This window comes from Nocardioides kribbensis (assembly GCF_015070375.1).
Taxonomy (GTDB): Bacteria; Actinomycetota; Actinomycetes; order Propionibacteriales; family Nocardioidaceae; genus Nocardioides; species Nocardioides kribbensis.
In genome coordinates, this window is sequence record NZ_JADCLL010000005.1 from 284,601 (window position 1) to 309,505 (window position 24,905).

Below are 24,905 nucleotides of genomic sequence, written 5' to 3' on the forward strand. Positions count from 1 at the left end.
CGTGCGAGTCGCCATCGCAGGGGCCGGCGCCGTGGGCCGCTCCATCGCCCGCGAGCTGATCGGCAACGGCCACCAGGTCCTGCTGATCGACAAGAACGCCGGCTCCATCAAGCCCGAGCGGGTGCCCGACGCCGAGTGGCTGCTGGCCGACTGCTGCGAGATGTCGTCGCTGGAGGAGGCCGGGCTGGAGCGCTGCGACGTGCTCATCTGCGCCACCGGCGACGACAAGGCCAACCTGGTCGCCTCGCTGCTGGCCAAGACCGAGTTCGGGGTGCCGCGCACCGTCGGGCGGGTCAACCACCCCAACAACGAGTGGCTCTTCAGCGAGGCGTGGGGCGTCGACGTCAGCGTCTCGACCCCGCGCATCATGTCGGCCCTGGTCGAGGAGGCGGTGAGCGTCGGCGACCTCGTGCGGCTCTTCACCTTCCGCCAGGGCAACGCCAACCTGGTCGAGATGACGCTGCCCAGCGACTCGCCCTACGTCGGCAAGCCCTCGGGCCTCATCCCGCTGCCCGACAACTGCGCGCTCGTCACCATCCTGCGCGACGGCCAGGTCTACGTGCCGACCCCGGAGCAGCCGGTGGAGTCGGGCGACGAGCTGCTGCTGGTCGTGCCGGCCGAGAAGGAGGACGAGCTCGAGCGGCTGCTCGCGCCCTCCTCCCACGGCGGCTGAGCCGACCGGCGTACGCCGGGTCCGCGCGGCGCCCGGGCCGGTCTCAGGCGGTGGCGGGCGAAACCGGCGTGCGGTTGCGGCCGAGCACCCACATCATCGCGCCGAGGGCGAGCAGCTGCAGCGGCCAGCCCAGCGCGATCTTGAGCACGCCGAGCGCGGCGACGACCGTGTCGACGTCCATGGCGCCGGACTGGCCGGCCAGCCACAGCGGCAGCTGGAGGGCGACCCGCACGACGCACGGCACGGCCAGCAGCCACGTCAGCGTGGTGCACAGCCGCACGACCTGCTTGTCGGCGTGCCAGGCCGTGGGGTCGCCGGTGACGCTGCCGACCATGAAGCCCACCAGCGGCCAGCGGATGAGGCAGGTCAGCCCCATCGCCACGGCGTAGACGCCGTTGTAGATCAGGCCCGGCAGGAAGTAGGCCAGCGCCTGCTCGTCGGCGCTGCCGCCGTTGCGCGCCGAGAGCGCGACGAAGAACCAGCCGATGCCGATGCCGACCAGCGCGTTGACGGCGAACTGCACCGTGGAGCGCTGCACGAGCCGCACCACCAGGGCCAGGGCGGCGGCCGCGCCGCCGACCGCGATGGCGAGGTTCAGCTCGCGCGTGGTCAGCCACAGGACGGTGAAGAGGAGGGTCGGCACGGCGGCCTCGACCATGCCGCGACGCCCACCGAGGGCCTTGGCCAGCTGCGCGCGCACCACGGCCTCGACGCTCTCGACCCCGGGGTCGTGCTCGGGCTGGTCGACGGGCGCGCCGGGCTGGTCGGCGGACCGGGACACGGGGTCGCCGGCGGGACGGAGCGGGTCGCTCACGGGATCAGCTCGTAGCGCGGGTTGTACATGACGCGCACGCCGTCGTGGCAGCCGATGCGACCCTGCACCTGCATCGACACCCCCGGGGAGATCCCGACGATGCGGCGGCGGCCGAGCCACACGATGGTGATGACCCCGGAGCCGTCGAACAGCTCGGCCTCCAGGGCCGGCACCCCGCCGCGCGGGCGCAGCGTCACCGTGCGGAGCGTGCCGCGCAGCACGACGCGCTCACGGTCGGGCGCGGCGGCGATCGTGTCGTGGCCGGGCTCGCAGTAGGTCTTGCGCAGGTCGCGGGCGTGCTGGTCGGAGCTGTTGGCCCACTTGCTGATGCTGCGGCGCAGCCGGCTCTTCTCACCCACGGATGACCTACTCCCCCGTCGGCTGGGTGAGCTGCTGGCCGGTCTCCTGGGCCGTGCGCTGGGCGGGCTGCACCTTGCGCGCGTTGTCGGGCAGCGAGACCGGCAGCGCCTCCCCGACGGGCATGGCGCCCTCGCCGCGGCGCACCGCGACCCGGGTGATGACGTGCTCCCAGTCGGCCGCCGTCTCCGGCTCACGCGCGGGACCGCCGATGAGGGTGGCGCGCAGCAGCCACCGCGAGCCGTTGACGCCGATGATGCGCGAGTGCTGCGTGCCCGTGCGGCCGTCGGGCAGCTGGGTGGCGAGCTGGCACTGCAGCTCCACGCCGAAGGGGCCCTCGACCTCGGTGGCGGTGCCACCGCGGCGGGTCATGTCGGCAGCGATCTGGGGCCTGACCTCGCTCCACAGGTCGCCGTTGCGGGGGGCGGCGAAGGCGCGCAGCTCCAGCGCCCCGTCGGGGCCGGCCAGCATGACCGCCTGCACCTTGCCGGTGGACTCCTCGACCTGCAGGCGCAGCTCGCGGTCGGCGCTCGGCTCGATGAGCAGCGAGCCGAGGTCGGCGCGGGTGACGCCGTCGTCGGGGAGGTCCTCGGCGTCGAAGGGGCCGCGGGCCGGCTCCTGGGGCTGCGACGCGTCGTCGAGCTCCTCGGCGGTGACCTGGGACTTGCGGCGGAACTTCACGAGAGCCTGCTCCTCGGTGGATCGTCTGGGTCGGCCCGCCCGCACCGCCCCGGACGGGTGCGGCGGCGCGGCGGGCGCGCTGCGGAGGTGCGGCCCTGGGTCAGCCCTGGCCGAAGCCTCCGGTAGAACCGTAACCCCCCTGGCCGCGCTCGCTGTCGGGGAGCCGGTCGACCTCGACGAAACGCACCCGCTCGACGCGCTGCACGACCAGCTGCGCCACCCGGTCACCGCGTCGCAGCAGGATCGGCTCGCCCGGGTCGAGGTTGACGAGGAGCACCTTGACCTCGCCCCGGTAGCCCGCGTCGACGGTGCCCGGGCTGTTGACGATGGACAGGCCGTGACGCGCCGCGAGCCCCGAGCGGGGGTGCACGAGCCCGACGTAGCCCTCCGGCAGCGCCAGCGCGATGCCCGTGGGCACGAGCGCGCGCTCGCCGGGGGCCAGCGTCACGTCGACGGTGGTCAGCAGGTCGGCGCCGGCGTCACCGGGACGCGCGTACGCCGGCAGCGCCAGGTCGGCGTCGAGGCGCACCACGGGCAGCTCGAGGTCACTCATGGCCCGGACCCTAGCCCCGCGCTGCGCCGGGCCGCGCCGTGCACGGCGCTCCCCGGTCGGCCCCCGCGCGGCTCGCACCCGCCCCAGGTCGCCGCGGGGCGGGCGGGAGTGGGAAACTGAGCCGCGTGACCCCGACCTACCGCGAGCGACTCGCCGTGCCCCTGCGCTGGTGGGTGCAGGGCACGATGCTCGTCGCCTCGCTCTGGCTGGCCGTGGTCGTCGCCGTGCCGGGCGTGGTGGCCTGGGTCGTCGCGGGCCTCTCGGTGGCCCTCATGGCCGCCCTCCTGCTCGCCTACGGCAACGCCGTCATCAGCGTCGCCGACGGCGAGCTGCGTGCGGGCCGCGCCCGCATCGGTCTGGAGCACGTCGGTGCCGTGGAGCCGCTCACCCCCGAGGCCGCCCGCCTCGCGGCCGGTCGCGACGCCGACGCCCGCGCCTTCCTGCTGCTGCGGCCCTACCGCAAGCGCGCGGTGCGGGTGCACCTCACCGACCCGGCCGACCCGACGCCGTACTGGCTGCTCAGCACCCGGCGTCCCGACGCCCTGGCCGCCGCGCTCACCGCGGCCGCGGCGTCGCCCCGCGGGACGGGCGGGGCGGGCCCGACCACCGCGCAGGGTGAGCAGCACGCCGGCTGAGCGACGGTAGGGTCGGCCTCATGGCATCTGGTGGCTCCTCCAAGATCTGGTCCGTCTTCTCCCTCGCCGCGGCGATCGGCGCGGCGACGGTGGCCAAGAAGACCCTCAACACCTCGTGGAAGGCCGCGACGGGCAAGAACCCGCCCGCCAACCCCGCCGACCCCGACGTGGAGATCTGGGAGGCCGTCGCCTGGGCGGCCGCGAGCGGCACCTTCATCCAGATCGCGCGCATGCTGGCCGCCCGCAAGGCCGCGCACTACTACGCCAAGTCGACCGGCCACCTGCCCGCCGAGCTGCAGAAGGACGGCCAGGACGCCTCCCAGGCGTCCACGCCCACCAGCTGAGTCCGGCCTGGGACCAGCTCCGCACGGCCGGCACGACACGAGGGCCGCACCCTGGGGGTGCGGCCCTCGTCGTGTCGTGCGGCGCCGCGCAGGCCGTGCGCGACGCGGGGGTGCTCACTCGCAGTCGAAGCAGATCATCTTCTTGCTGTCGGCCAGCTGCGAGCGGTGGTGCACCAGGAAGCAGCTCATGCAGGTGAACTCGTCGTCCTGCTTGGGCTTCACCTCGACCGCGAGCTCCTCGTGCGACAGGTCGGCGCCGGGGAGCTCGAAGGCCTCTGCGGCCTCGGCCTCGTCCTCGTCGACCTTGCCGGAGTTCTTGTCGTGGCGACGCGCCTTGAGCTCTTCGATGCTCTCCTCGGACTGGTCTTCCTCGTTCTTGCGCGGTGCGTCGTAGTCAGTCGCCATCGTCAGTCACTCCCCTCGTCCTGCCGGTCGGTCCTCGTCGGCGCCAGATTGTGCACCATCGGATCCGGCTCGCGCACACCGGTCTGGTGTGGCGACGCGTGAACATCCGGTGACGTCACGCTATTCCTGGTGCCCGCCCACCGGTTCCCCGTCGTGGCGCCGGCCAACCGGCTCGTCCCGGCCGCGTCGTCGCAGGTCACAGCCCTGCTCCGGTCGCGGTGGGGGTCGTGGCGGGGGCGGTGGGCCCGCCCGCGGCGAACCCGGCGCCGTGCACGGCGTCGCGGAAGGTGTCGAAGGTCTCAGCGCCGGCGGCGACCATGAGCGGCAGGCCACCGACCCCGGTGAGCAGCTCGGTGCGCGCGCCCGCCAGCCGGGCGACCAGCCCGCCGGCGGCGTGGTCCCAGGGCTGCACGCCCTCCTCGACGTAGGCGTCGAGGCTGCCCTCGGCCACGGCGCACAGGTCGAGCGCGGCCGAGCCCAGCCGGCGTACGTCGCGCACGCGCGGCAGCAGCTCGACGAGGGCCCGCGCCTGCAGCGCCCGCACGCCACGGTCGTAGGAGAAGCCCGTGCCCACGAGCATCTCCGCGAGGGGCTGGGCGGCGCGCACCGCGATCGGCTCGCCGTCGCGGGTGACCACCGCGCCCGCACGGTCGTCGGCACCGCCCGGCCCGGTGTGGGCGAGGTAGGTGTGCCCGTCGGCGACGTTGAGCACCACCCCGGCGACCACCTCCCCGTCGCGCTCGGCCGCGATGGAGACGGCGTACTGCCGGATGCCGTAGAGGAAGTTGACCGTGCCGTCGATGGGGTCCACGACCCAGCGCACCCCGGAGCTGCCGGCGTGGTCGTCGCCCTCCTCGCCCAGGATCGCGTCGTCGGGGCGGTGCTCCAGCAGGCGCCGACGGATGAGCACCTCGCTGGCGCGGTCGACCTCGGTGACGATGTCGATGTCGCTGGTCTTGGTCGCGGCGACCTCGACCCCGCGCGCCCGACGCTCGCGCACCAGCTCGGCGGCCTCCCGGGCCACCGCGAGGGCGATCGCGGCGAGGTCCGCGGGAGCGGCCGGTGCGGAGCGGTCCGCGGGACCGCTCACGCGACGACCACGGCCTGGCCCGGCACGGTGGCCGCGGCGTCGGCCGGCACCGGGTCGGAGCCGCACAGGGCGGGACGCTCGGCGCGGGGGTTGGAGCAGCAGGTGCGGGGGCAGCGATCCCACATCGGCCCGGTCGAGCCGACCGCCGCGCGGGCGACCTCGCCGCCGCGCTCGACGGTGGCGCGCTCGACCAGCAGGTCGCGCACGGCGGCCACGAAGCGCGGGTCGGTGCCGGCGGTGGCGGCGCGCCGCGCGGGCAGGCCCAGCTCGGCCGCGGTCTCCATGGCCTCGGTGTCGAGGTCGTAGATGACCTCCATGTGGTCGGAGACGAAGCCGACCGGCACCATCACGACCGCGGGGACCCCGTCGCCGTGCAGCTTCTCGAGGTGGTCGTTGACGTCGGGCTCGAGCCACGGGATGTGCGGGGCGCCCGAGCGGGAGCAGAAGACCAGCTCGTGGGGGTGGGTGCGGCCGGTCTCCTCGGCGACGCGACGGGTGATCACGTCGGCGACGTCGAGGTGCTGGCGCACGTAGGCGCCGCCGCCCTGCTCGGGCGGACCGCTGGCGTCGTTCATCGACAGTGGGATCGAGTGGGTCACGAAGGCCAGGTGGGCGCCGTCGCGGACGTCGTCGGGCAGGTCGGCCAGCGCGGCCAGCACGGCGTCGACGTTGGGCTCCACGAAGCCGGGGTGGTTGAAGTAGTGGCGCAGTTTGTCCAGGCGCGGCGCCCCCTCGAGACCCTCCACGGCGTCCCAGAGGTTCTCGCGGTACTGCCGGCAGCTGCTCCACGAGGAGTAGGCGCTGGTCACGAAGCAGGCCGCGCGGGTCACGCCGTCGGCGGCCATCCGGACCAGGGTGTCCTTGAGGTAGGGGTCCCAGTTGCGGTTGCCCCAGTAGACCGGCAGGTCGATGCCGGCCTCGGCCAAGTCGGCGCGCAGCGCGGTCAGGAAGTCACGGTTCTGGTCGTTGATCGGCGAGCGACCGCCGAAGAGGTGGTAGTGCTTCCCGACCTCCTCGAGCCGCTCCCGGGGGATGCCGCGACCCCGGGTGACGTTCTCCAGGAAGGGCACGACGTCGTCGGGACCCTCCGGGCCGCCGAAGGAGACCAGCAGGAGGGCGTCGTAGGGGGTCACGTCGACGTCGGTCAGGACATCCGCGGGGTCGTTGCTCACGCCCCTCATCGTAGGTGCGCGGCCCCGGTGTCCCTCACCCCTCGGGCTCGCCTCGACGCCGGGGCGTGCGACCCGTGTCACGCCCCGGCTGGGATTGGTCCCGCCTGCCCGGCGCGACCTAGGCTCGCGGTGATGCTGTCGTCCTACCAGCGGGTGCTGCGCGAGCCGGGCGCCCTGCTCTTCTCCCTGACCGGTCTGGTCGCTCGCCTGCCCATCTCGATGGCCGGCCTCGGCATCGTGCTGCTGGTCGAGGCCTCCACCGGCTCCTACGGCGTGGCCGGTGCGGTCTCGGCGGCCTACATGGTCGCCAACGCGCTGCTGGCGATCGCCCAGGGCCGCCTGGTCGACCGGCTCGGCCAGGGCCTGGTTCTCAGCACCGCCAGCGTGCTCTTCGGCGTCGCCATGGTGCTGCTGGTCTGGTCGGTGCAGGACGGATGGCCGATGGCCACCACCTACGCCGCCGCGGCGGTCGCGGGCGGCACGCTGCCCCAGATCGGCTCCTGCGTGCGGGCCCGCTGGTCCCACGTGCTCTCCCGGCCCGCCGACGTGCAGACCGCCTTCGCCCTCGAGGCGGTCGTCGACGAGGCCTGCTTCATCCTCGGTCCGATCACCGTGACCCTGCTGGCCACCGCGGTGCACCCGGTGGCCGGCCTGGCCGTCGCGGTCGTCGCCGGCGTCGCCGGCGGTCTCTTCTTCGCCTCGCAGCGCGCGACCGAGCCGCCCCGGCAGCGCCACGACGCCGCCACCGGGCCCCGCCCCGCCATGCCGTGGCGCACGGTGGCTCCGCTGGCGGTCGTCAGCGCGGCACTCGGGGTGCTCTTCGGTGCCGCCGAGGTCACCACCGTCGCCTTCTCCGAGGAGCAGGACGCCAAGGCCTGGGCGGGCGCGCTGCTCGCGCTGTGGGCCCTGGGCAGCCTGCTCTCGGGCGTCGTCACCGGGGCGATCACCTGGCGCCGCGGCCCCGCGGTGCGGGTGCGGTGGGGGTCCTTCGCGATGGCGGCGGCCATGGTGCCGCTGCTGTTCGTCGACTCGATGGTCGCGATGGGCCTGCTGCTGCTCGTGGGCGGCGTGGCCATCGCCCCCACGCTGGTGGCCACGCTCTCGCTCACCGAGCGCACGGTGCCGCCCGGTCGCCTCACCGAGGGCATGGCCATCATGCAGACCGGCCTCGTGGCCGGCGTCGCGCCCGGTGCGACGCTCAGCGGCGTGGTCGTCGACGCCCGGGGGGCCTCAGCGGCCTACCTCGTGCCGGTGGTGGCCGGGCTGCTCGCCGCCGTCGCCGCCCAGCTGCTGCCCCGCGGCGACGACGCGGAGCCCACCGCCGCGTCGGCGGGCGACGCCCCCCACGACGACGTCACCCGCGGCGACACCACCACCGGTGCCGGCGCCGCGACGGCCGCCGCGACCGACCCCGGTGGTCGCGCCGTGCCGACCGGCGCCCCCGTCGAGCCCGACCCGCTGCGGCCGCCCGGCTGAGATGGCCGGCTAAAGGGTCCAGCCGACGGGTTCGGCCGACGGGTCCGGCCGAGGGGTGCGACTGCGCCTCGGTCCGGCGGGCCTCGCCGTCCGGAGCGGACGGCCGGTCGGGCGAGTGACCCGGGACCGGGAAGTGGCGGCAAACGACAGCCTCGCGGCCCTCCGACCCGTCGTCCGCCGCCACTTCTCGCACCACCGGGAGGACAGGGGTACGTCGCACCCGGCCGAGCGGACCGCGGGCGCATGGCTCGACGCCGCGGTCCGGCGGGCATCGACGTCCGGACCGGGCCGCCGGTCGGGCGAGTGACCCGGGACCGGGAAGTGGCGGCGAACGACAGCCCCGCGCCCCTCCGACCCGTCGTCTGCCGCCACTTCTCGCCCCACCGGGAGGACAGGGGTGCGTCGCACCCGGCCGAGCGGACCGCAGGGGCGTGGCTCGACGCCGCGGTCCGGCGGGCATCGACGTCCGGACCGGGCCGCCGGTCCGGCCAGCGACCCGGGACCGGGAAGTGGCGGCGAACGACAGCCCCGCGCCCCTCCGACCCGTCGTCTGCCGCCACTTCTCGCCCCACCGGGAGGGCAGGGGTGCGACGTAGCCGGCCGCGCGGACCGCGGGGGCGTGGCTCGACGCCGAGGTCCGGCGGGCCTCGCCGTCCGGACCGGGACGCCGGTCGGGCCAGCCAGCCAGGACCGAGAAGTGGCGGCGAACGACAGCCTCGAGGCCCTCCGACCCGTCATTCGCCGCCACTTCTCACCCCACCGGGAGGACAGGAGTAAGCCGTACCCGGCCGAGCGGCCGAGCGGACCGCGGGCGCATGGCTCGACGCCGCGGTCCTCCTCGTCGTGGAGCCCGACGGCTGGCTGGTCGGCTGGCCGGGCCTGGACGCTGGCCTAGACGCTGGCCGAGCCGCGCGGCAGCGGCGCCTGCCACCCGCGCCACACCGCCAGCAGCCGCCAGGCCAGGCAGACCGCGGCGCCGGCGACCGAGACGGCCACCGTCGGCAGGTCGGCGCGCACGCCGACCACGGCCACGGCGCCACCCGCCAGCGCCGGGATGGCGTAGAGCTCGCCGCGGAACACCACGGGCACGCGCCCGGCCAGCACGTCGCGCACCATGCCGCCGCCCACCCCGGTGGCCATGCCCAGCAGCGCGGCGGGCAGCGGACCGAGGCCGTAGTCGAGGGCCTTCAGCGCGCCAGCCACGCAGAAGAGCGAGAGCCCGAAGGCGTCGAAGACCGTCACCGTCCGCTCCATGCGGCCCAGCGCGGGATGGTGGACGAAGGTGACCAGCCCGGCGGCCAGCGGCACCAGGAGGTAGCGCCAGTCGGCCAGGGCCGCGGGCGGCACCGCCCCGATCAGCACGTCGCGCAGGAAGCCGCCGCCGAGCCCCGTGACCCCGGCCAGCACGATCACGCCGAAGACGTCGAGGTCCTTGCGCACCGCCACGAGAGCCCCGGAGATGGCGAAGACGAAGATGCCCAGCAGGTCGAGGACCACCAGGGTGACGGCCAGCGTGCTGCTGGGGTCCGACGTGCTCACGCCCGGAGGCTACCGACGCGCGACCGGTTGCGCGGAAAGCGCGCGGACACCGTCACCGCAGGTCAGGCGCGTCGACCGGGCACCGGAGCGGGGCGGCCAGCCCCGCGGCGGCGTGTGCGCGCGGCACCACGACCGGGCCGCCCCCGGTGCGGGGGCGCTCGTCGTACCGGTCCCGGCGGGCGCGCCGAGCCAGTCCGCGCCCACGAGGCGGTGCTGGCGTAGGCTCGGTCCATGGTGCACCTGACCCTCGCCGGCGTGAGCGAGGACGGGAGGCACCTGCTCCTGGTCAGTGACGCCGGGGTCGAGTTCACCCTCGACAACGACGCACCCCTGCGAGCCGCACTGCGCGCAGAGACCTCACGCACCGGTCAGTTGGAGAACACCATGGACAGCGCCCTCCGCCCTCGCGACATCCAGGCCCGGATCCGGGCCGGGGAGACCCCCGAGGCCGTCGCCGAGGCCGCCCGCACCAGCCTCGACCGGATCATGGCCTACGCCGGCCCCGTCCTCGCCGAGCGCGAGCACGTCGCCCAGCGCGCCCAGCGCTCCTCCGTACGCCGCCGCGGCGGCGACGGCTCCACCGCGCGGACCCTCGGCGACGCGGTGGCCACCCACCTGCGCGCCCACAACGTCGACCCCGACCAGGTCGAGTGGGACTCCTGGCGCCGCGAGGACGGCCGATGGTCGCTCGTGGCGCAGTACACCGCCGCCGAGCGCCAGGGCACCGCCGAGTTCACCTTCGACCTGCCGGGCAACTACGTGCTGCTCGACAACGACGACGCCCGCTGGGTCGTCGGCGAGGCCGTCGCCACGACGCCCGCCCCCGAGGCCCACGACGACCTCGAGCGCGCCCGCCAGCGCCGCCTGACCGCCGCGCCCGACTCCCCCGGGGCCCCGGGTGCTGGCGACACCGACCCGGCTCCCGGCGCCCGCGCCCCGCGCACCCGCGTCGACCACGCCGACCAAGAGCTCCCGCTCGGCGACGACGCGATCGAGATGGTCTCCCCCACCGACGCACCCACCGACGCACCCGCCGGGACCCCGGCCGCCGGGCGGCCCGCCGCGCGCGCCGCCGGCCTCGGGTCGGAGGCGCCGCTGGAGGCCTTCCTCGACACCGCAGCCCCCCGCGCGCGCCCGGACGCCCCCGACCTCGACGCCTCCGAGCGCGAGGAGGCCGCCGACGCCGCGGCCCTCGACGACGCACCCGTCGAGGCGGCTCCGGAGCCCGCCCCCGAGCCCGCGCCCGAGCCGGTGCGGCGACCGGTGAAGAAGAGCCGCGGCCGCGCCTCGGTGCCCAGCTGGGACGAGATCATGTTCGGCGGCGGCAAGCAGGACTGAGCGGCTCGCCGCCCCCTCGTCCGAGCCGGTCGCGACGTCACCGGGCCCGCACCCGGCGGAGCGCCGGACGACGCCGTCGACCCGCGGCACACCGGCCAGCCAGCGAGTACCCTCCCGCCATGTCGTACTTCGTGACCGGCGCCACAGGGTTCATCGGCCGCCACCTCGTCCAGGAGCTCCTCGACCACCGCGAGGGCACGGTGTTCGTGCTGGTGCGGGCCGGCTCGATGGGGCGCCTGGAGGCGCTGGTGCGCCGCTGGGGCTCCGAGCGCGTGGTGACCGTCGTCGGCGACCTCGGCGAGCCCGGCCTGGGCGTGGCACCGTCGTGGGTGGCCGAGCACGCCGGCGAGGTCGACCACCTCTTCCACCTCGCCGCGATCTACGACATGACCGCCGACGACGCCACCAACGAGGCGCTCAACGTCGGCGGCACCCGCCACGCCCTCGAGCTGGCCTCGGCCCTGCGCGTCGGCTGCTTCCACCAGGTCTCCTCGGTGGCCGCGGCCGGGGAGCACCGCGGGCGCTTCGACGAGACGATGTTCGACGAGGGCCAGCACCTGCCCTCGGCCTACCACCGCACCAAGCACGAGTCGGAGCGGATCGTGCGCGAGGAGGCGACCGTGCCGTGGCGGGTCTACCGCCCCGCGATCGTGGTCGGCCACTCCCAGACCGGCGAGATGGACAAGGTCGACGGCCCCTACTACTTCTTCCCGCTGATGAAGCGGCTGCGCGACGCGCTGCCGTCGTGGCTCCCCCTGGTCGGCGTCGACCTGGGCGACACCAACGTGGTGCCGGTCGACTACGTCGCGGCCGCCATGGACCACCTCGCCCACCTGCCCGGCCACGACGGGGAGGCCTTCCACCTGGTCAACCCCGAGCCGCAGCCCGTCGTCGACATGGTCAACGCCTTCTGCGCCGCTGCCGGGGCCCCGACCTTCGCGACCCCGCTCGACCGGCGGGTCACCACGGCGGGCCCCCTGGGCCGGCTGCCCGGCGCCCTGCGCCCCACCGCGCTGCTGGGCAAGGTGGTCGGCAACGGCCTGGTGCAGGCCGTGCTCGACCCGGTCACCTCGCGTGCCGGTGTGCCGGCCGAGGTGCTGGCCCACACCAGCTTCAGCGCGGTCTTCGACTCCCGCCGCACCGAGCGTGCGCTGGCCGGCTCCGGCATCGCCGTGCCCGACCTGGAGTCCTACGCCCGCACGCTGTGGGGCTACTGGGAGGAGCACCTCGACGAGACCACCGGGCGCGACCGCGCAGCGCGCCAGGCGCTGCAGGGCAAGCACGTGGTCATCACCGGCGCCTCCTCCGGCATCGGCCAGGTCACCGCCCTCAAGGTCGCCCAGGCCGGCGGGGTGCCCGTGCTGGTGGCCCGCGGCAAGGACAAGCTGGAGGAGACGCGCGCGGTCATCGAGCGGCGCGGCGGCACCGCCCACGTCTACCCCTGCGACCTCTCCGACCTCGAGGCCATCGACGCGCTGTGCGCCCAGCTGGTGGCCGACCTGCCCTCGGTCGACGTCGTCGTCAACAACGCCGGACGCTCCATCCGTCGCTCGCTGGCGCTGTCGCAGGACCGCTTCCACGACTTCGAGCGCACGATGCAGCTCAACTACTTCGGCGCGATCAGGCTGGTGATGGGCCTGCTGCCGACCATGCGCGAGCAGGGCCGCGGCCACGTCGTCAACGTCTCCTCGATCGGCGTGCAGACCAACCCGCCGCGCTTCTCGGCCTACGTCGCCTCCAAGGCGGCGCTCGACTCCTGGAGCAACGTCGTCAGCTCCGAGCTGGTGGGCGACGGCGTCACGTTCACCGGCATCCACATGCCGCTCGTGCGCACGCCGATGATCGCGCCGACCAAGATCTACGACAAGTTCCCCACCATCTCACCGGCGCAGGCCGCCGACCTGGTCATCACCGCGATGGTGGAGCGCCCCCACGAGATCAACACCGCCCTCGGCAACGCCGGGGCCGTGGTCCACACGCTGGCCCCCAAGCTCGCCTTCCGGGTGCTCAACATGGCCTACCACGTCTTCCCCGACTCCGCCGCGGCCCGCGGCGACGGCACCGCCCGGGAGTCGGAGCAGATCATGCTGGCGCGGCTCTTCCGGGGCGTGCACTGGTGACCTCGGGCACTGGTGACCTCGGGCCCGGGGGCGCCCCGGGCGCGGCTCAGCCGCGCTCGACCGGACGGGTCGGGTCGGTGACCCAGCCGCTCCAGCTGCCGGGGTAGAGCGCGGCGCGCACCCCGGCCAGCTCCAGGGCGAGCACGTCGTGGGCGGCGGTGACCCCGGAGCCGCAGTACGCCGCCACCTCGGCGCCCGGCACCGCGCCGACCGCGGCGTAGACCTCGGCCAGCTCCGCCGGCGGGCGGAAGCGGCCGTCGGGGCGGAGGTTCTCGCTCGTCGGCACGTTGACCGCGCCGGGCACGTGGCCGGCCACCGGGTCGACCGGCTCGACCTCGCCGCGGTAGCGCTCGGGGGCGCGGGCGTCGAGGAGCACGGCCACGTCCGGCACGTCCTGCGGACCCACGACCGGCAGGTGCCCCGGGTCGGCCGCCAGGTCACCGGGGGCCGGCGTCACGGGCCCGGTCTCGACCGGGCCGCCCGCCGCGACCCAGGCCGACCAGCCGCCGTCGAGCACCCGGACGTCGGGGTGGCCGTGGAAGCGCAGCAGCCACCAGGCGCGGGCCGCGGCCCGGCCCGACCAGTCGTCGGCCACGACCACCGGCCGGTCCCGCGACACCCCGGCCCGGCGCATCGCGGCCGCGAAGGCCCCGGGGTCGGGCAGCGGGTGGCGCCCACCGCCGCCGGGCCCGGTCTCCGGGGCGCCGGCCAGGTCGGCGTCGAGGTCGACGTACGCCGCCCCGGGCACGTGGCCGGCGGCGTGCTCCTGGCGGCCCGGCGGACCGCCGAGGCGCCACCGCACGTCGAGCACCGTGACCTCCCCGAGCCGCGCGCGCAGCTCCTCGGCACCGATCAGCGGGGCCGGGACCCGGTCGCTCCCCCTGTCGCTCCCCGGGTCGCTCCCCTGGCCGCCGGGCCCGTCGCCGGGCCGGTCGCTCACCCTGCCGGTCTGCTGGTCGCTCATGGCGCCCATCCTGCCGCGTGCGGCCCGGACGCGCCGTGACAGGATCACCCCTCGTGGCCGAACTGCACTTCTTCACCGGCACGATGGACTCCGGCAAGAGCACCCTCGCGCTCCAGACCAACCACAACCACGCCGCACGCGGCCGCCAGGGCCGCATCTTCGTCACCCGCGACCGCGCTGGCAACGGCCAGGTCTCCAGCCGGCTGGGCCTGGTGCACGCCGCCCTCGAGGTCGACCCCGACTTCGACTTCTGGCGCTACGTCGTCACCTCGCTGACCCAGGGCGGTCGCATCGACTACCTCATCTGCGACGAGGCGCAGTTCTACACCGGCGACCAGATCGACCAGCTGGCCAAGGTCGTCGACGAGCTCCAGATCGACGTCTTCGCCTTCGGCATCCTCACCGACTTCCGCACCCAGCTCTTCCCGGGCTCGGCCCGCCTGGTGGAGCTCGCCGACCGGATGAACGTGCTGCAGGTCGAGGCGCTGTGCTGGTGCGGCAAGCGCGCCACCCACAACGCCCGCACGGAGAACGGCGTGATGGTCACCGAGGGCGAGGTGATCGTGGTGGGCGACGTCGAGCAGACCGCGGCCGAGGACGGCACGCCGGTCACCGCGGCCCCCGAGTCCGACGCCGACGTGGCCTACGAGGTCCTGTGCCGCCAGCACCACCGCCGTCGCCTCACCGCGGCGCGGGCCAAGGCGGTCTCGCTGGCCCCCGAGCCGCTGCCCTTCGGCTGACCCGACGCGGCCCGTCCGGGGCCGGAGCCGGGTCGGAGCCGGGACGGAGTCGGAGTCGGAGTCGGAGCCGGGACCGCCCGCACGGGGTCAGTCGATCAGCACCGGGATGAGCATCTCGTCGGGCGTGAGCGACCCGTGGAAGCCCACCAGGCCGGTCTCGTAGGGGAAGTCGGTCGAGGAGAGCACCACGGTGTCGCCGTGGCAGGCCACGACGACGTCGCCGTAGCGCGGCAGCACCGACGACGAGACCTCGCCGAACCAGCCCCGCGCCACGGCGTCCTCACGGGCCAGCACCTCGGCCCGGTCGCCGAGCACGCCGCGCCAGGCGGCCACGACGTCGTCGACGGCGCCGCGCTGGCAGTAGAGCTGGCGGAAGCGGGCCTCCCCGCCCAGCAGGGCCACCCCGTCGCGCAGCGCGTCGACGACGTCGACGTCGACGCGGTTGTCGTCGGGGGCGTCGACCATGCCGTGGTCGGCGACGACCAGCAGCCGCACGTGGGTGGGCAGCGCCTCGCGCAGCTGCTCGGCCTCGGCGTCGATCATGGCCAGCTGCTGGAGCCACTGGCTGGAGGCGACGCCGTGGCGGTGCCCGGTCCAGTCGAGGTCGCCGTCGTAGAGGTAGGTCAGCGACGGGCGCTGCGCCGAGGCCGTGACCGCGGCGGCGATCCGCTCACCGACCTTGTCGGCGCCCACGTAGTCGGCCCCGCGGTGGGCGGCGACGGTCAGGCCGCTGCCGGCGAACTCGCGCTTGTTGACCACCGTCACCGAGGCCCCCGCGGCGCCGAGGCGTGCGAAGGCGGTGCGCTGCGGCTGCCACTCGGTGGGGTCGACCCGCTTCGACCACTGCAGGGCGTTGAGCAGCCGGTCGGTGCCGGGCACGCGGGAGGTGAAGCCGACGACGCCGTGCGCGCCGGGCACGAGCGCGGTGCCGAGCGAGGTCAGGCTGGTGGCGGTGGTCGACGGCACCCCGCAGGTCGCGGCGGCGTGGCCCTGGGCCAGCGCGGAGAGGTACGGCGCGGCGTGCGCGTGCCGCTGCAGCAGACGAGCGCCGAGGCCGTCGACCAGGAAGACGACGTAGGCCGGCGCGTCGGGCAGCAGCAGCCCCGCGGGCCGCCCACCCGCGAAGAAGTCGACCGGCAGCCCCAGGGCGCCCGCGACGGCCGGCACGACGTCGCCCAGCGAGCCCACGCCGTACGCCGGCTCCAGGAAGCGCGCGTCGCGGGGTCCGCGCGGGGTGGTCCCGTCGGGGGCGGGGGGCACGTCGGGCCTCAGGCCAGGTGGGTGCGCGCCGAGAGCTCCTCGGCGAAGGCGAGCAGGCCGGCGACGGCCTCGCCGCCGTCGGCCGCGGCCGAGACGCGCAGCGAGAAGTCGTCGGAGGCGAGGACGCCGGTGTAGCCGTGGTCGGCGTCGCACTGGGGGTCGGAGCAGCCGGCCGGCTCGAGGTCGAGGCGGCTCACGCCGCCCCAGCCGATGGTCATGACGGCCTCCGCCGGGTGGCTGGGCCCCGACGTGGGGTTGGCGACCATGCGGGTGACGACCACCGAGGTCACCGACGAGAGCCGCACGGCCTCGGTGGAGGTCGAGGTGTAGGGCTCGGGCAGCAGGTCGTCGCCGGCGTGCTCGTCGGTGTGGGCCAGCACCAGGCGCGAGGGCGTGAGCACGATGACGCTGAGGTGGCGGCGCACCTCGTCGTGCTCGAAGGTCGGCTCGTGGTGGACGAAGAAGGCGAGCACCTGCTCGCCGGCCACGGCGGTGGCGACCCCGTCGGAGACGACCTCGGGGTAGTAGCCCGTGCGGTCGATGGCCGCCCTCAGCTCCCTGGTGCGGTCGCGGTCGTCGGTCCGGGCAGCGCGCATGGTCGTCAGTGTGTCACGGGCGGCTGCGGACCCCGCCGCGGGCGCCGCGGGGGTCGCGGCCGCGCGCGACCAGCGCCGCGGCCCCCGTCGGCGCGAGGGGTCCCGGTGGTCGGGCTGCCGGTCGGGCTGCCGGTCGGGCACGGCGTCAGAAGGAGTAGCCGAAGACGGCGATGTCCTTCGCGAACACCGACTCCACGCGCCGGCGCATCGCGTCGGTGTACTCGTCGTGGTAGTCGGGGCGGGACTTGTCGACGTTGACGCTCTTGAGCGGGGTCCAGGGCAGGTCGAAGCGGGCGAAGACGGCCCGCAGGTCGGCCTCGAGGGTCTCCTGGCGCCCGATCATGTCGGCGCGGCGGGTGCGGGTGGTGAGGTAGCGCACCTGTGGCGTCTGGAGCCGGGTCCACTCGTCGAGGCCCTTCATGATGAAGGTCTCGAAGTCGGGGCAGCTCTCGGCGACGCCCTGCATGAACTGGTTCTTGCGCTCGATGACCTGGGTGCCGTCGCGCTCGGTGTCACGGAAGCGCTCGACCATGCGGAACCACGACAGCATCCGCGCCCACGGGTTGCGCACGAAGCCGACGGTCCAGTACGGCGTGAGGTCGGGCTCGGCGCGCAGGATGCCGCCGAGCATCGCGTGGCGGTCGATCCCCTTGACCTGGCGGGCGTCGGGGAGCGCCGGCTCGAGCGCACGCTGGATGGTCGAGCCGCCCGTCTTCTGCACGTGCACGAAGAGCAGGCGCGCACTGTCGGAGATCACCATGGCCGGGATCCTACGGCGTGACGGGGCCCGGTCCGCCACGCGCCCCGCGGCGGCGCGCGGTCAGCTCGGGATGGTGTCGCCGGGGGCGCTGGGCAGGCGCCGCACGAACCAGTCGGAGCGGGCGTCGGCCACCGGGTCGATGCGGGCGTGGCCGGTCAGCACCGAGGCGCCGTGGGGCCCGGCGAGCACCAGCGGCAGCTCCAGCGAGCTGATCTGCGGGTGGTCGTTCTGCAGCTGGGCCACCCGCCGGATGAGCCACTCGACCTCCCCGATGTCGACCACCTCGCTGCCGCGGTAGCCGAAGAGCATCGGGGAGGACTTCACCTCGCGCACCATGGCCGCGGCGTCGCGCTCCCCCAGCGGCGGGATCCGGTAGGCCTTGTCGCCGAGCAGCTCGATGATCGGCCCGGAGATGCCGAAGGAGACCACCGGTCCGAAGAGCGGGTCCTCGATGCTGCGCACGGCCACCGGCACGCCGACCGGTGAGGTCTTCTGCACCACGAAGCCCGACTCGACGGGGTCGCCGATGAGGGTGGTGAGCGACTGCCAGGCGTCGGCCATCTCGCGCCGGTCGTCGATGTTGCGCCACACGTGGGAGAGGTCGGGGCGCTCGCGCAGGTGCTCGGCGGTGGCCTTGAGCACGACGTCCCAGCCCAGCTCGTCGGCGGCCGCGGTCGCCTCGTCCAGGGTGTGCACCGGGTGGGCGGTCCACAGGTCGATGCCGTAGGTCGCCAGCAGCTCGCGCAGGGCCGGGGTCGGCACCTCGAGGCCGTCGGGGTGCTCGGCGAGCAGCTCGTTGAGCAGGTTGCGCGCACCGATCTGGTCGACGGCGTCGGGGTCCGGCGGCACCCCGTCGGGGGTGCGCAGCCACACGGCGTACTCGACGACGTGGGCCAGGGCCCGCACGGCCGCCTCGACGGCGGGGTAGGACGGCACCGAGCCGCGCCCGGCGGTGGAGCCGGCGACGTCGGGCACGCGCAGCAGCTCGGGCACGCCCTCGACGCCGAGGAAGGTCGAGACGAGCGGCTTGTCGGACTGCTCGCCGATGGCGGCGAGCACGTTGGCGACCTCCTCCCCCGAGACGTTGAGCGGGGGGATGTAGACCGCGACGACCGAGTCGACGTCGGGGTCGTCGATGGCGGCGTCGAGGGCGTCCTCGAAGTCGTCGGCGCCGGCCTCGGCGCCCAGCGCGACCGACTTGTTGACGACCAGGCCGACCGCGGCGGCGGCGTCGGCGGCGAGCAGCCCCAGGGCGTCGGAGTTGCCGACGATGGCCACCCGGCGCCCGCGCGGCAGCGGCTGGTGGGCCAGCAGCTGCGCGACGTCGAACATCTCCTCCAGCGCGTCGACCTGGATCACCCCGGCCTGCCGGAACATCGCGTCGACGGCCTGCGGGGGCGCGGCGATCTTGCGCACGGCGTGGCCCATCGGCACGCCCTGGGTGGTGCGGCCCGAGCGCACGGCCACGATCGGCTTGCGCAGCGAGACCCGGCGGGCGATGCGGGAGAACTTGCGCGGGTTGCCGATGGACTCCAGGTACATCATCACGACCTCGGTGGACTCGTCCTCCTCCCAGTACTGCAGGAGGTCGTTGCCCGAGACGTCGGCGCGGTTGCCCGCGCTGACGAAGGTCGACAGGCCCAGGCCGCGGTTCTGCACCTTCTCCAGGATGGCCGAGCCGAGCGCACCGGACTGGCAGAAGAAGCCCGCGCGACCGCGCGGCGGCATCACCGAGGACAGCGAGGCGTTGACCGAGACCGCCGGGTCGGTGTTGATGACGCCCAGGCAGTTGGGGCCGATGAGGCGCAGGCCGTAGGAGCGCGAGAGCCCCACCAGGCGACGCTGGCGCTGGCGGCCCTCCTCGCCGGTCTCGGCGAAGCCCGAGGAGATGACCACGAGCCCGTGCACGCCCTTGGCCGCGCAGTCGAGCACGACGTCCTGCACCGCGTCGGCCGGCACGGCCACGATGGCCACGTCGACGTCGTCGGGGATGTCGGAGACCGACTTGTAGGCCGGCAGCCCCGACACCGCGCCGGCGGTGGGGTTGACGGCGTAGACGCGCCCGGTGAAGTCGCCATTGACGAGGTTGCGCACCAGGGTCTGGCCGATCGTGTCCTGGCGGCGGCTGGCCCCGACGATGGCCACGGAGCGGGGGTTGAAGAAGCGCTCGATCGACGCGGCCTCGGCGCGGTGCTCGCGCCCGTGCATCACGCCGACCGCGGTGTCGGTGGGCGCGATGGGGAACTCCAGCTGCAGCACGCCGTCCTCGTACTCGCTGGCCACGCGGTAGCCGGCGTCGCGGAAGGTCTGGATCATGCGGCTGTTGTCGGGGAGGATCTCGGCGACGAACTTCTCCAGCCCGCGCTCGCGCCCGGCCTGGGCCAGGTGCTCGAGCAGCAGCTGCGCGATGCCGCGGCCCTGGTGGGCGTCCTCGACGAGAAAGGCGACCTCGGCCTCCCCCGGGCGCACCAGGTCGTAGCGGCCCACGGCGATCATCCGCTGCTGGAGCAGCAGCACGAAGGCGACGCGGTCCTGGTGGTCGACCCGGGTGAAGCGCTCCACGTCGCGCGGCGAGAGCTGCGGCATCGGGGAGAAGAACCGGTAGTACTTCGACTGGTCGGAGACCCGGGAGTAGAACTCCACCAGCAGCTCGGCGTCGTCGGGCGTGATAGGCCGGATGTGGGCCGATCGGCCGTCGCGCAGCAGGACGTCGGCCTCCCAGTGCCGCGGGGGTGCGGGGATCGGTGCCGAGGAGGTGTCCACGCCCCGAAATCTACCGGGTCCCGCCTCCCCCGGTGGTTGAGGAGGGAGCGCCAGCGACCGTCTCGAAACCACCCCCGACCACGGTGGTTGAGGAGGGAGCGCCAGCGACCGTCTCGAAACCACCCCCGACCACGGTGGTCGAGGAGGGAGCGCCAGCGACCGTCTCGAAACCACCACCCGACCACGGTGGTTGAGGAGGGAGCGCCAGCGACCGTCTCGAAACCACCCCCGACCACGGTCATCGAGCAGGGAGCGCCAGCGACCGTCTCGAAACCACCCCCGACCACGGTGATTGAGGAGGGAGCGCCAGCGACCGTCTCGAAACCACCCCCGACCACGGTGGTTGAGGAGGGAGCGCCAGCGACCGTCTCGACACCACCCCCCGACCACGGTGGTTGAGGAGGGAGCGCCAGCGACCGTCTCGACACCACCCCCCGACCACGGTGGTTGAGGAGGGAGCGCCAGCGACCGTCTCGAAACCGCCCTCGTCACTCACCCGCGACGCGCACGGCTCGCCAGCTGCGGCAGCAGCTCGAACTCGCCCCTGATGAGTGCCTCGCGCTTCGCGCGGCGCCACCCTTGAATCTGCTTCTCGTATCGGAACGCCTCCTCGATCGAGGCGTACTGCGCCGACCAGACGAGCCGCACCGGCCGTCGGCGCCGTGTGTAGGCCGCACCGACCCCTGCGTCGTGCTCACCGACGCGGCGCTCGAGGTCGACGGTGCTGCCGACGTAGAGGGAACCGTCGGCGCACTCCAGGATGTAGGTCCAGCCCATGGCTCGACCTTCGTTCAGACTCGGGACGCCGACAACCGCCTCGGGGCGCGCCTGTGGAGAACCGTGGCCGTGGTTTCGAGACGCTCGCCAGGGCTCGCTCCTCAACCACCGGGGCGGCGATCGTGGTTTCGAGACGCTCGCCAGGGCTCGCTCCTCAACCACCGGCGCGGCGATCGTGGTTTCGAGACGCTCGCCAGGGCTCGCTCCTCAACCACCAGCGCGGCAATCGTGGTTTCGAGACGCTCGCCAGGGCTCGCTCCTCAACCACCGGCGCGGCAATCGTGGTTTCGAGACGCTCGCCAGGGCTCGCTCCTCAACCACCGGGCGGCAGTCGTGGTTTCGAGACGCTCGCTGGCGCTCGCTCCTCAACCACCGGTGACGGGCCCGCTCCTCGACCACCGGGGCGGCGCGCGGCGTGGGGGTGCGCGGATCGTCGGCGGCGACCGGGACAATGGGCCGCATGGCCAGGCGTACCGCTCCTCCCCCGCCCTCCGACGACTTCGAGGAGCACATCCTCGACATCGACGTCGGCGACGAGATGCGCAGCAGCTTCTTGGAGTACGCCTACTCCGTCATCTACTCCCGCGCGCTGCCCGACGCCCGCGACGGCCTCAAGCCGGTGCAGCGCCGGATCCTCTACACGATGAACGACATGGGCCTGCGCCCCGACCGCGGCCACGTCAAGAGCGCCCGCGTCGTGGGCGAGGTCATGGGCCGGCTGCACCCGCACGGCGACAGCGCCATCTACGACGCGCTGGTGCGCATGACCCAGCCGTGGTCGATGCGCGTGCCGACCGTCGACGGGCACGGCAACTTCGGCTCGCCCGACGACTCCCCCGCCGCCATGCGCTACACCGAGTGCCGGATGGCTTCGGCCGCAGTGGCGATGACGGCGAGCATCGACGAGGACACCGTCGACTTCCGGCCCAACTACGACAGCCGCGAGATGGAGCCGTCGGTGCTGCCGGCGGCGATCCCGCACCTCGTGGTCAACGGCACCACCGGCATCGCGGTCGGCATGGCCACCAACTGCGCCCCGCACAACCTGGTCGAGGTCGTGCAGGCGCTGCGCCACCTCATCACCCACCCCCAGGCCGGCGTCGACGACCTGATGCGCTTCGTGCCCGGCCCCGACCTGCCCACCGGCGGCAAGATCGTGGGTCTCGACGGGGTCCGCGACGCCTACGAGACCGGGCGCGGCACCTTCAAGATGCGCGCGACGGCTCGCATCGAGACCATCGGGCGCCGCAAGGGGATCGTGGTCACCGAGCTGCCCTACGGCGTGGGCACCGAGAAGGTCGTCGAGCGGATCAAGGTGCTCGTGCAGGGCAAGAAGCTGCAGGGCATCTCCGACATCAAGGACCTCACCGACCGCGACAACGGCCTGCGCCTGGTGATCGAGGTCAAGAACGGCTTCCACCCCGAGGCGCTGCTCGAGCAGCTCTACAAGATGACGCCGATGGAGGACAGCTTCGGCATCAACAACGTGGCGCTCGTCGACGGGCAGCCCCGCACGCTCGGCCTCAAGCAGATGCTCGAGGTCTTCCTCGCCCACCGCTACGAGGTCGTGCGGCGCCGCTCGCAGTTCCGTCGCAACAAGAAGGCCGAGCGGCTGCACCTGGTCGAGGGCCTCCTCGTGGCCCTGCTCGACATCGACGAGGTCATCCAGGTCATCCGCACCAGCGACGACACCGCCGCCGCGCGGGCCCGGCTCATGGAGGTCTTCGACCTCAGCCTGGCCCAGACCGACTACATCCTCGAGATGCAGCTGCGCCGGCTCACCCGCTTCAGCCGCATCGAGCTGGAGAAGGAGAGCGAGGAGCTGCGCCGCGAGATCGAGGACCTCGACGCGATCCTCGGCGACGAGGCCATGCTGCGCCGCGTCGTCTCCGAGGAGCTGGCGGAGGTGGCCACGACCTACGGCACCCCGCGCCGCACCGTGCTGCTGGAGTCGGCGGGCACGACCGTCACCGCCGCGAGCGTGCCGCTGGAGGTCGCCGACGACCCCTGCTTCGCCTTCCTGTCCTCCAGCGGCCTGCTGGCCCGCTCGAGCAACGCCGAGCCCCCGGGCGTGGGCGGCGGGCGCACCAACCACGACGTCGTGGTCTCGGCCGTGGCCACCAGCGCCCGCGGCGAGGTCGGCGTGCTGACCTCGCGGGGCCGGCTGCTGCGCCTGGGCGTGCTCGACCTGCCGGTGATCCCGGCCTCGGCCAACGACCCCAACCTCCAGGGCGGCCTGCCGGTGAGCGAGATGCTCCAGCTCGCCTCCGGCGAGCGGCCCCTCGCGCTGTGCACCCTGGCCACCGACGGCCCGGGGCTCGCCCTCGGCACCCGCCAGGGCGTGGTCAAGCGGGTCAACCCCGAGGTGCTCAACCGCGACGAGTGGGACGTCGTGCGGCTCGCCGACGGCGACGAGGTCGTCGGGGCCGCCGAGCTCGCCACCGGCGAGGAGACGCTCTGCTTCGTCAGCACCGACGCCCAGCTGCTCCACTTCCCCGCCGAGGCGGTGCGGCCCCAGGGCCGCACCGGCGGGGGTATCGCGGGCATCCGGCTGACCCCGGGGCAGACGGTCGCGTGGTTCGGGGTGGTCGACCCCGCGGCGCCCGAGGGCTCCGTGGTGGTCACCGCGTCGGGCTCCTCCACGGCGCTGCCGGGCACCGAGCCCGGCTCGGTCAAGGTCGCGCCGTTCACCGAGTTCCCGACGAAGGGCCGCGCCACCGGCGGCGTGCGCTGCCACCGCTTCCTCAAGGGCGAGGACACCCTCGTGCTCGCCTGGGCCGGCACGGCCCCCGCCCGCGCCGCCGCGGCCAGCGGCGCCCCGGTCGACCTGCCCGAGGCCACTGGTCGCCGCGACGGCTCCGGGGTGCCGGTGGCCCAGCCGGTGGCGGCCGTGGCGGGCCCGGTCGGTGCGCGGGTCGCCCCGGCGGACGCCTCGACCGGTCGCGGGACGGACGGGCCGAGGGGCGGCGCCGACGACGGCGCGGGAGTCGGGCCGTCGGCTCCCGACGGTGTGGAAGGCTGATCCCATGCGTCTGCCCCGTCGTGCCCGCGTCGCCACCCCCGCCCCCCACCCGGCCCGCGCGGCCTCGGCCCGCCGTACTGCGGGGCTCGCCGCCGGCGCCGTCCTGCTGACCGCGCTGAGCGCCTGCACCGGCGGCGGGGGCTCGGGGGCGGCCGGCGACGACGACGCGACCCCCGAGGAGGTGCTGGCCCAGGCCAAGGAGCAGCTCGACTCCACCCCGGGCGTGCACGTGGTGCTGACCTCCGACGGCCTGCCCGAGGGCGAGACCGGCCTGGTGGGCGCCGACGTGGTCGGCACCCACGAGCCGTCGCTGGCCCTGGAGGGCACCATCACCGTGAGGCTGAGCGGCATCGAGCCCGTCGTGCCGATCGTGGCGGTCGACGGCGAGACCTACGCCCAGCTGCCGCTGACCTCCGACTACCAGGTCGTCGACCCGTCGGACTACGGCGCCCCCGCCGACCCCGCGCAGCTGCTGTCGACCGACGCCGGGTTCTCGTCGCTGCTGACGCAGACCACCGACGTCGAGGCCGGCGACCAGGTGCGCGGCGGCGAGGACAACACCGAGGTGCTCACCGAGTACACCGGCACCGTGCCGGGCACGGCCGCCGCCAACATCCTGCCCACCGCCGAGGGTGACTTCGACGTCGCCTACACCGTCACCGACGACGGCGAGCTGCGCCAGATGGTCGTCACCGGAGCCTTCTACGGTGGCGGCGACCAGGTGACCTACACCGTCGACTTCGACCAGTACGGCATCGAGCAGGAGATCACCGCCCCGTGAGGCCGGCGTGAGCGCCGGGTCGACGGGGCCGGTCGGACCAGCGGG

General features: G+C 74.5%; 23 protein-coding genes. 9 read left to right on the forward strand and 14 right to left on the reverse strand.

Annotated elements, in window-relative coordinates; translation table 11 throughout:
- Nucleotide 1: 1 nt before the first annotated feature.
- The gene (locus tag IR170_RS12575) at nt 2-673 is read left to right on the forward strand and encodes a potassium channel family protein (RefSeq protein WP_056862593.1); all 672 of its coding nucleotides are present in this window, start codon (nt 2-4) and stop codon (nt 671-673) included.
- A gap of 43 nt (nt 674-716) precedes the next feature.
- Here the strand turns inward: IR170_RS12575 and IR170_RS12580 are convergent, their stop codons facing one another.
- From IR170_RS12580 to dut, 4 genes are all read right to left on the reverse strand, one after another.
- A complete protein-coding gene (locus tag IR170_RS12580) occupies nt 717-1,487 on the reverse strand; it encodes a DUF3159 domain-containing protein (RefSeq protein ID WP_319805053.1) in 771 nt (256 codons plus the stop codon).
- On the reverse strand, nt 1,484-1,846 hold the full coding sequence (locus tag IR170_RS12585) for an OB-fold nucleic acid binding domain-containing protein (RefSeq protein WP_056862592.1): 363 nt from the start codon (nt 1,844-1,846) through the stop codon (nt 1,484-1,486). The genes IR170_RS12580 and IR170_RS12585 overlap by 4 nt, the downstream gene beginning before the upstream one ends.
- Nucleotides 1,847-1,853: 7 nt before the next feature.
- Nucleotides 1,854-2,525 (reverse strand): DUF3710 domain-containing protein, encoded by a 672-nt coding sequence (locus tag IR170_RS12590; protein WP_056862591.1) that lies wholly within the window; start codon nt 2,523-2,525, stop codon nt 1,854-1,856.
- 100 nt (nt 2,526-2,625) lie between these two features.
- Nucleotides 2,626-3,078 carry a dUTP diphosphatase gene (gene dut, locus IR170_RS12595; RefSeq protein ID WP_056862590.1) on the reverse strand — a complete coding sequence of 151 codons (453 nt, stop codon included), beginning with the start codon at nt 3,076-3,078 and terminating at the stop codon, nt 2,626-2,628.
- Nucleotides 3,079-3,203: 125 nt separating this feature from the next.
- On the opposite strand from dut, the gene IR170_RS12600 reads away from it, so the two are divergent.
- Both IR170_RS12600 and IR170_RS12605 read left to right on the forward strand, forming a co-directional pair.
- Nucleotides 3,204-3,713 (forward strand): DUF3093 domain-containing protein, encoded by a 510-nt coding sequence (locus tag IR170_RS12600; RefSeq protein WP_193664530.1) that lies wholly within the window; start codon nt 3,204-3,206, stop codon nt 3,711-3,713.
- A gap of 20 nt (nt 3,714-3,733) precedes the next feature.
- A complete protein-coding gene (locus IR170_RS12605) occupies nt 3,734-4,057 on the forward strand; it encodes a DUF4235 domain-containing protein (protein ID WP_193664532.1) in 324 nt (107 codons plus the stop codon).
- A gap of 114 nt (nt 4,058-4,171) precedes the next feature.
- Here the strand turns inward: IR170_RS12605 and IR170_RS12610 are convergent, their stop codons facing one another.
- The 3 genes from IR170_RS12610 to IR170_RS12620 form a co-directional block, all read right to left on the reverse strand.
- Nucleotides 4,172-4,462, reverse strand: a complete 291-nt coding sequence (locus IR170_RS12610) for a DUF4193 domain-containing protein (RefSeq protein WP_056862587.1) — start codon at nt 4,460-4,462, stop codon at nt 4,172-4,174.
- A 196-nt stretch (nt 4,463-4,658) separates the two neighbouring features.
- The gene (locus IR170_RS12615; protein ID WP_193664534.1) at nt 4,659-5,552 is read right to left on the reverse strand and encodes an inositol monophosphatase family protein; all 894 of its coding nucleotides are present in this window, start codon (nt 5,550-5,552) and stop codon (nt 4,659-4,661) included.
- On the reverse strand, nt 5,549-6,724 hold the full coding sequence (locus IR170_RS12620; protein WP_319805054.1) for a ferrochelatase: 1,176 nt from the start codon (nt 6,722-6,724) through the stop codon (nt 5,549-5,551). Before IR170_RS12620 ends, IR170_RS12615 begins: the two co-directional genes overlap by 4 nt.
- 132 nt (nt 6,725-6,856) lie before the next feature.
- Between IR170_RS12620 and IR170_RS12625 the strand changes: the two genes are divergently transcribed.
- Nucleotides 6,857-8,200 carry an MFS transporter gene (locus IR170_RS12625; protein ID WP_193664536.1) on the forward strand — a complete coding sequence of 448 codons (1,344 nt, stop codon included), beginning with the start codon at nt 6,857-6,859 and terminating at the stop codon, nt 8,198-8,200.
- A gap of 891 nt (nt 8,201-9,091) precedes the next feature.
- Here IR170_RS12625 and IR170_RS12630 read toward each other — a convergent pair.
- Nucleotides 9,092-9,739, reverse strand: a complete 648-nt coding sequence (locus IR170_RS12630) for a trimeric intracellular cation channel family protein (RefSeq protein ID WP_319805055.1) — start codon at nt 9,737-9,739, stop codon at nt 9,092-9,094.
- Nucleotides 9,740-9,970: 231 nt separating this feature from the next.
- Between IR170_RS12630 and sepH the strand changes: the two genes are divergently transcribed.
- Together sepH and IR170_RS12640 are read left to right on the forward strand one after the other, a co-directional pair.
- Entirely contained in the window at nt 9,971-11,077 is a 1,107-nt protein-coding gene (gene sepH, locus IR170_RS12635; protein WP_193664538.1) for a septation protein SepH, read from the forward strand.
- A 119-nt stretch (nt 11,078-11,196) separates the two neighbouring features.
- The gene (locus IR170_RS12640) at nt 11,197-13,197 is read left to right on the forward strand and encodes an SDR family oxidoreductase (protein WP_193664539.1); all 2,001 of its coding nucleotides are present in this window, start codon (nt 11,197-11,199) and stop codon (nt 13,195-13,197) included.
- Between the two features lie 46 nt (nt 13,198-13,243).
- Here IR170_RS12640 and IR170_RS12645 read toward each other — a convergent pair whose 3' ends face one another.
- Nucleotides 13,244-14,161 (reverse strand): sulfurtransferase, encoded by a 918-nt coding sequence (locus IR170_RS12645; RefSeq protein ID WP_193664541.1) that lies wholly within the window; start codon nt 14,159-14,161, stop codon nt 13,244-13,246.
- A gap of 53 nt (nt 14,162-14,214) precedes the next feature.
- Here IR170_RS12645 and IR170_RS12650 point away from each other — a divergent pair, with 53 nt between their 5' ends.
- Nucleotides 14,215-14,901 carry a thymidine kinase gene (locus IR170_RS12650; protein ID WP_056904469.1) on the forward strand — a complete coding sequence of 229 codons (687 nt, stop codon included), beginning with the start codon at nt 14,215-14,217 and terminating at the stop codon, nt 14,899-14,901.
- Between the two features lie 87 nt (nt 14,902-14,988).
- On the opposite strand, the gene IR170_RS12655 is transcribed toward IR170_RS12650, so the two are convergent.
- From IR170_RS12655 to IR170_RS12675, 5 genes are all read right to left on the reverse strand, one after another.
- The gene (locus tag IR170_RS12655; protein ID WP_193664543.1) at nt 14,989-16,161 is read right to left on the reverse strand and encodes an alkaline phosphatase family protein; all 1,173 of its coding nucleotides are present in this window, start codon (nt 16,159-16,161) and stop codon (nt 14,989-14,991) included.
- Between the two features lie 8 nt (nt 16,162-16,169).
- Entirely contained in the window at nt 16,170-16,757 is a 588-nt protein-coding gene (locus IR170_RS12660; protein WP_056862957.1) for a DUF5998 family protein, read from the reverse strand.
- Between the two features lie 145 nt (nt 16,758-16,902).
- On the reverse strand, nt 16,903-17,517 hold the full coding sequence (locus tag IR170_RS12665; protein WP_056862578.1) for a sulfotransferase family 2 domain-containing protein: 615 nt from the start codon (nt 17,515-17,517) through the stop codon (nt 16,903-16,905).
- A gap of 60 nt (nt 17,518-17,577) precedes the next feature.
- Entirely contained in the window at nt 17,578-20,280 is a 2,703-nt protein-coding gene (locus IR170_RS12670) for a bifunctional acetate--CoA ligase family protein/GNAT family N-acetyltransferase (protein WP_319805056.1), read from the reverse strand.
- A gap of 492 nt (nt 20,281-20,772) precedes the next feature.
- Entirely contained in the window at nt 20,773-21,057 is a 285-nt protein-coding gene (locus IR170_RS12675) for a GIY-YIG nuclease family protein (RefSeq protein WP_193664545.1), read from the reverse strand.
- A 460-nt stretch (nt 21,058-21,517) separates the two neighbouring features.
- Here IR170_RS12675 and IR170_RS12680 point away from each other — a divergent pair, with 460 nt between their 5' ends.
- Both IR170_RS12680 and IR170_RS12685 read left to right on the forward strand, forming a co-directional pair.
- Entirely contained in the window at nt 21,518-24,079 is a 2,562-nt protein-coding gene (locus tag IR170_RS12680; protein ID WP_193664547.1) for a DNA gyrase/topoisomerase IV subunit A, read from the forward strand.
- A 4-nt stretch (nt 24,080-24,083) separates the two neighbouring features.
- The gene (locus IR170_RS12685; RefSeq protein WP_193664549.1) at nt 24,084-24,860 is read left to right on the forward strand and encodes an LppX_LprAFG lipoprotein; all 777 of its coding nucleotides are present in this window, start codon (nt 24,084-24,086) and stop codon (nt 24,858-24,860) included.
- Nucleotides 24,861-24,905: the final 45 nt, after the last annotated feature.

Excerpts from the sequence above, each read along its gene's own strand:
- IR170_RS12605 (WP_193664532.1), top strand. The coding sequence starts at position 3,734 with ATGGCATCTGGTGGCTCCTCCAAGATCTGGTCCGTCTTCTCCCTCGCC.
- IR170_RS12625 (WP_193664536.1), top strand. The coding sequence starts at position 6,857 with ATGCTGTCGTCCTACCAGCGGGTGCTGCGCGAGCCGGGCGCCCTGCTC.
- sepH (WP_193664538.1), top strand. The coding sequence starts at position 9,971 with ATGGTGCACCTGACCCTCGCCGGCGTGAGCGAGGACGGGAGGCACCTG.
- IR170_RS12665 (WP_056862578.1), bottom strand. The coding sequence starts at position 17,517 with ATGGTGATCTCCGACAGTGCGCGCCTGCTCTTCGTGCACGTGCAGAAG.
- IR170_RS12675 (WP_193664545.1), bottom strand. The coding sequence starts at position 21,057 with ATGGGCTGGACCTACATCCTGGAGTGCGCCGACGGTTCCCTCTACGTC.
- IR170_RS12660 (WP_056862957.1), bottom strand. The coding sequence starts at position 16,757 with ATGCGCGCTGCCCGGACCGACGACCGCGACCGCACCAGGGAGCTGAGG.
- IR170_RS12680 (WP_193664547.1), top strand. The coding sequence starts at position 21,518 with ATGGCCAGGCGTACCGCTCCTCCCCCGCCCTCCGACGACTTCGAGGAG.
- dut (WP_056862590.1), bottom strand. The coding sequence starts at position 3,078 with ATGAGTGACCTCGAGCTGCCCGTGGTGCGCCTCGACGCCGACCTGGCG.
- IR170_RS12645 (WP_193664541.1), bottom strand. The coding sequence starts at position 14,161 with ATGAGCGACCAGCAGACCGGCAGGGTGAGCGACCGGCCCGGCGACGGG.
- IR170_RS12685 (WP_193664549.1), top strand. The coding sequence starts at position 24,084 with ATGCGTCTGCCCCGTCGTGCCCGCGTCGCCACCCCCGCCCCCCACCCG.
- IR170_RS12610 (WP_056862587.1), bottom strand. The coding sequence starts at position 4,462 with ATGGCGACTGACTACGACGCACCGCGCAAGAACGAGGAAGACCAGTCC.
- IR170_RS12640 (WP_193664539.1), top strand. The coding sequence starts at position 11,197 with ATGTCGTACTTCGTGACCGGCGCCACAGGGTTCATCGGCCGCCACCTC.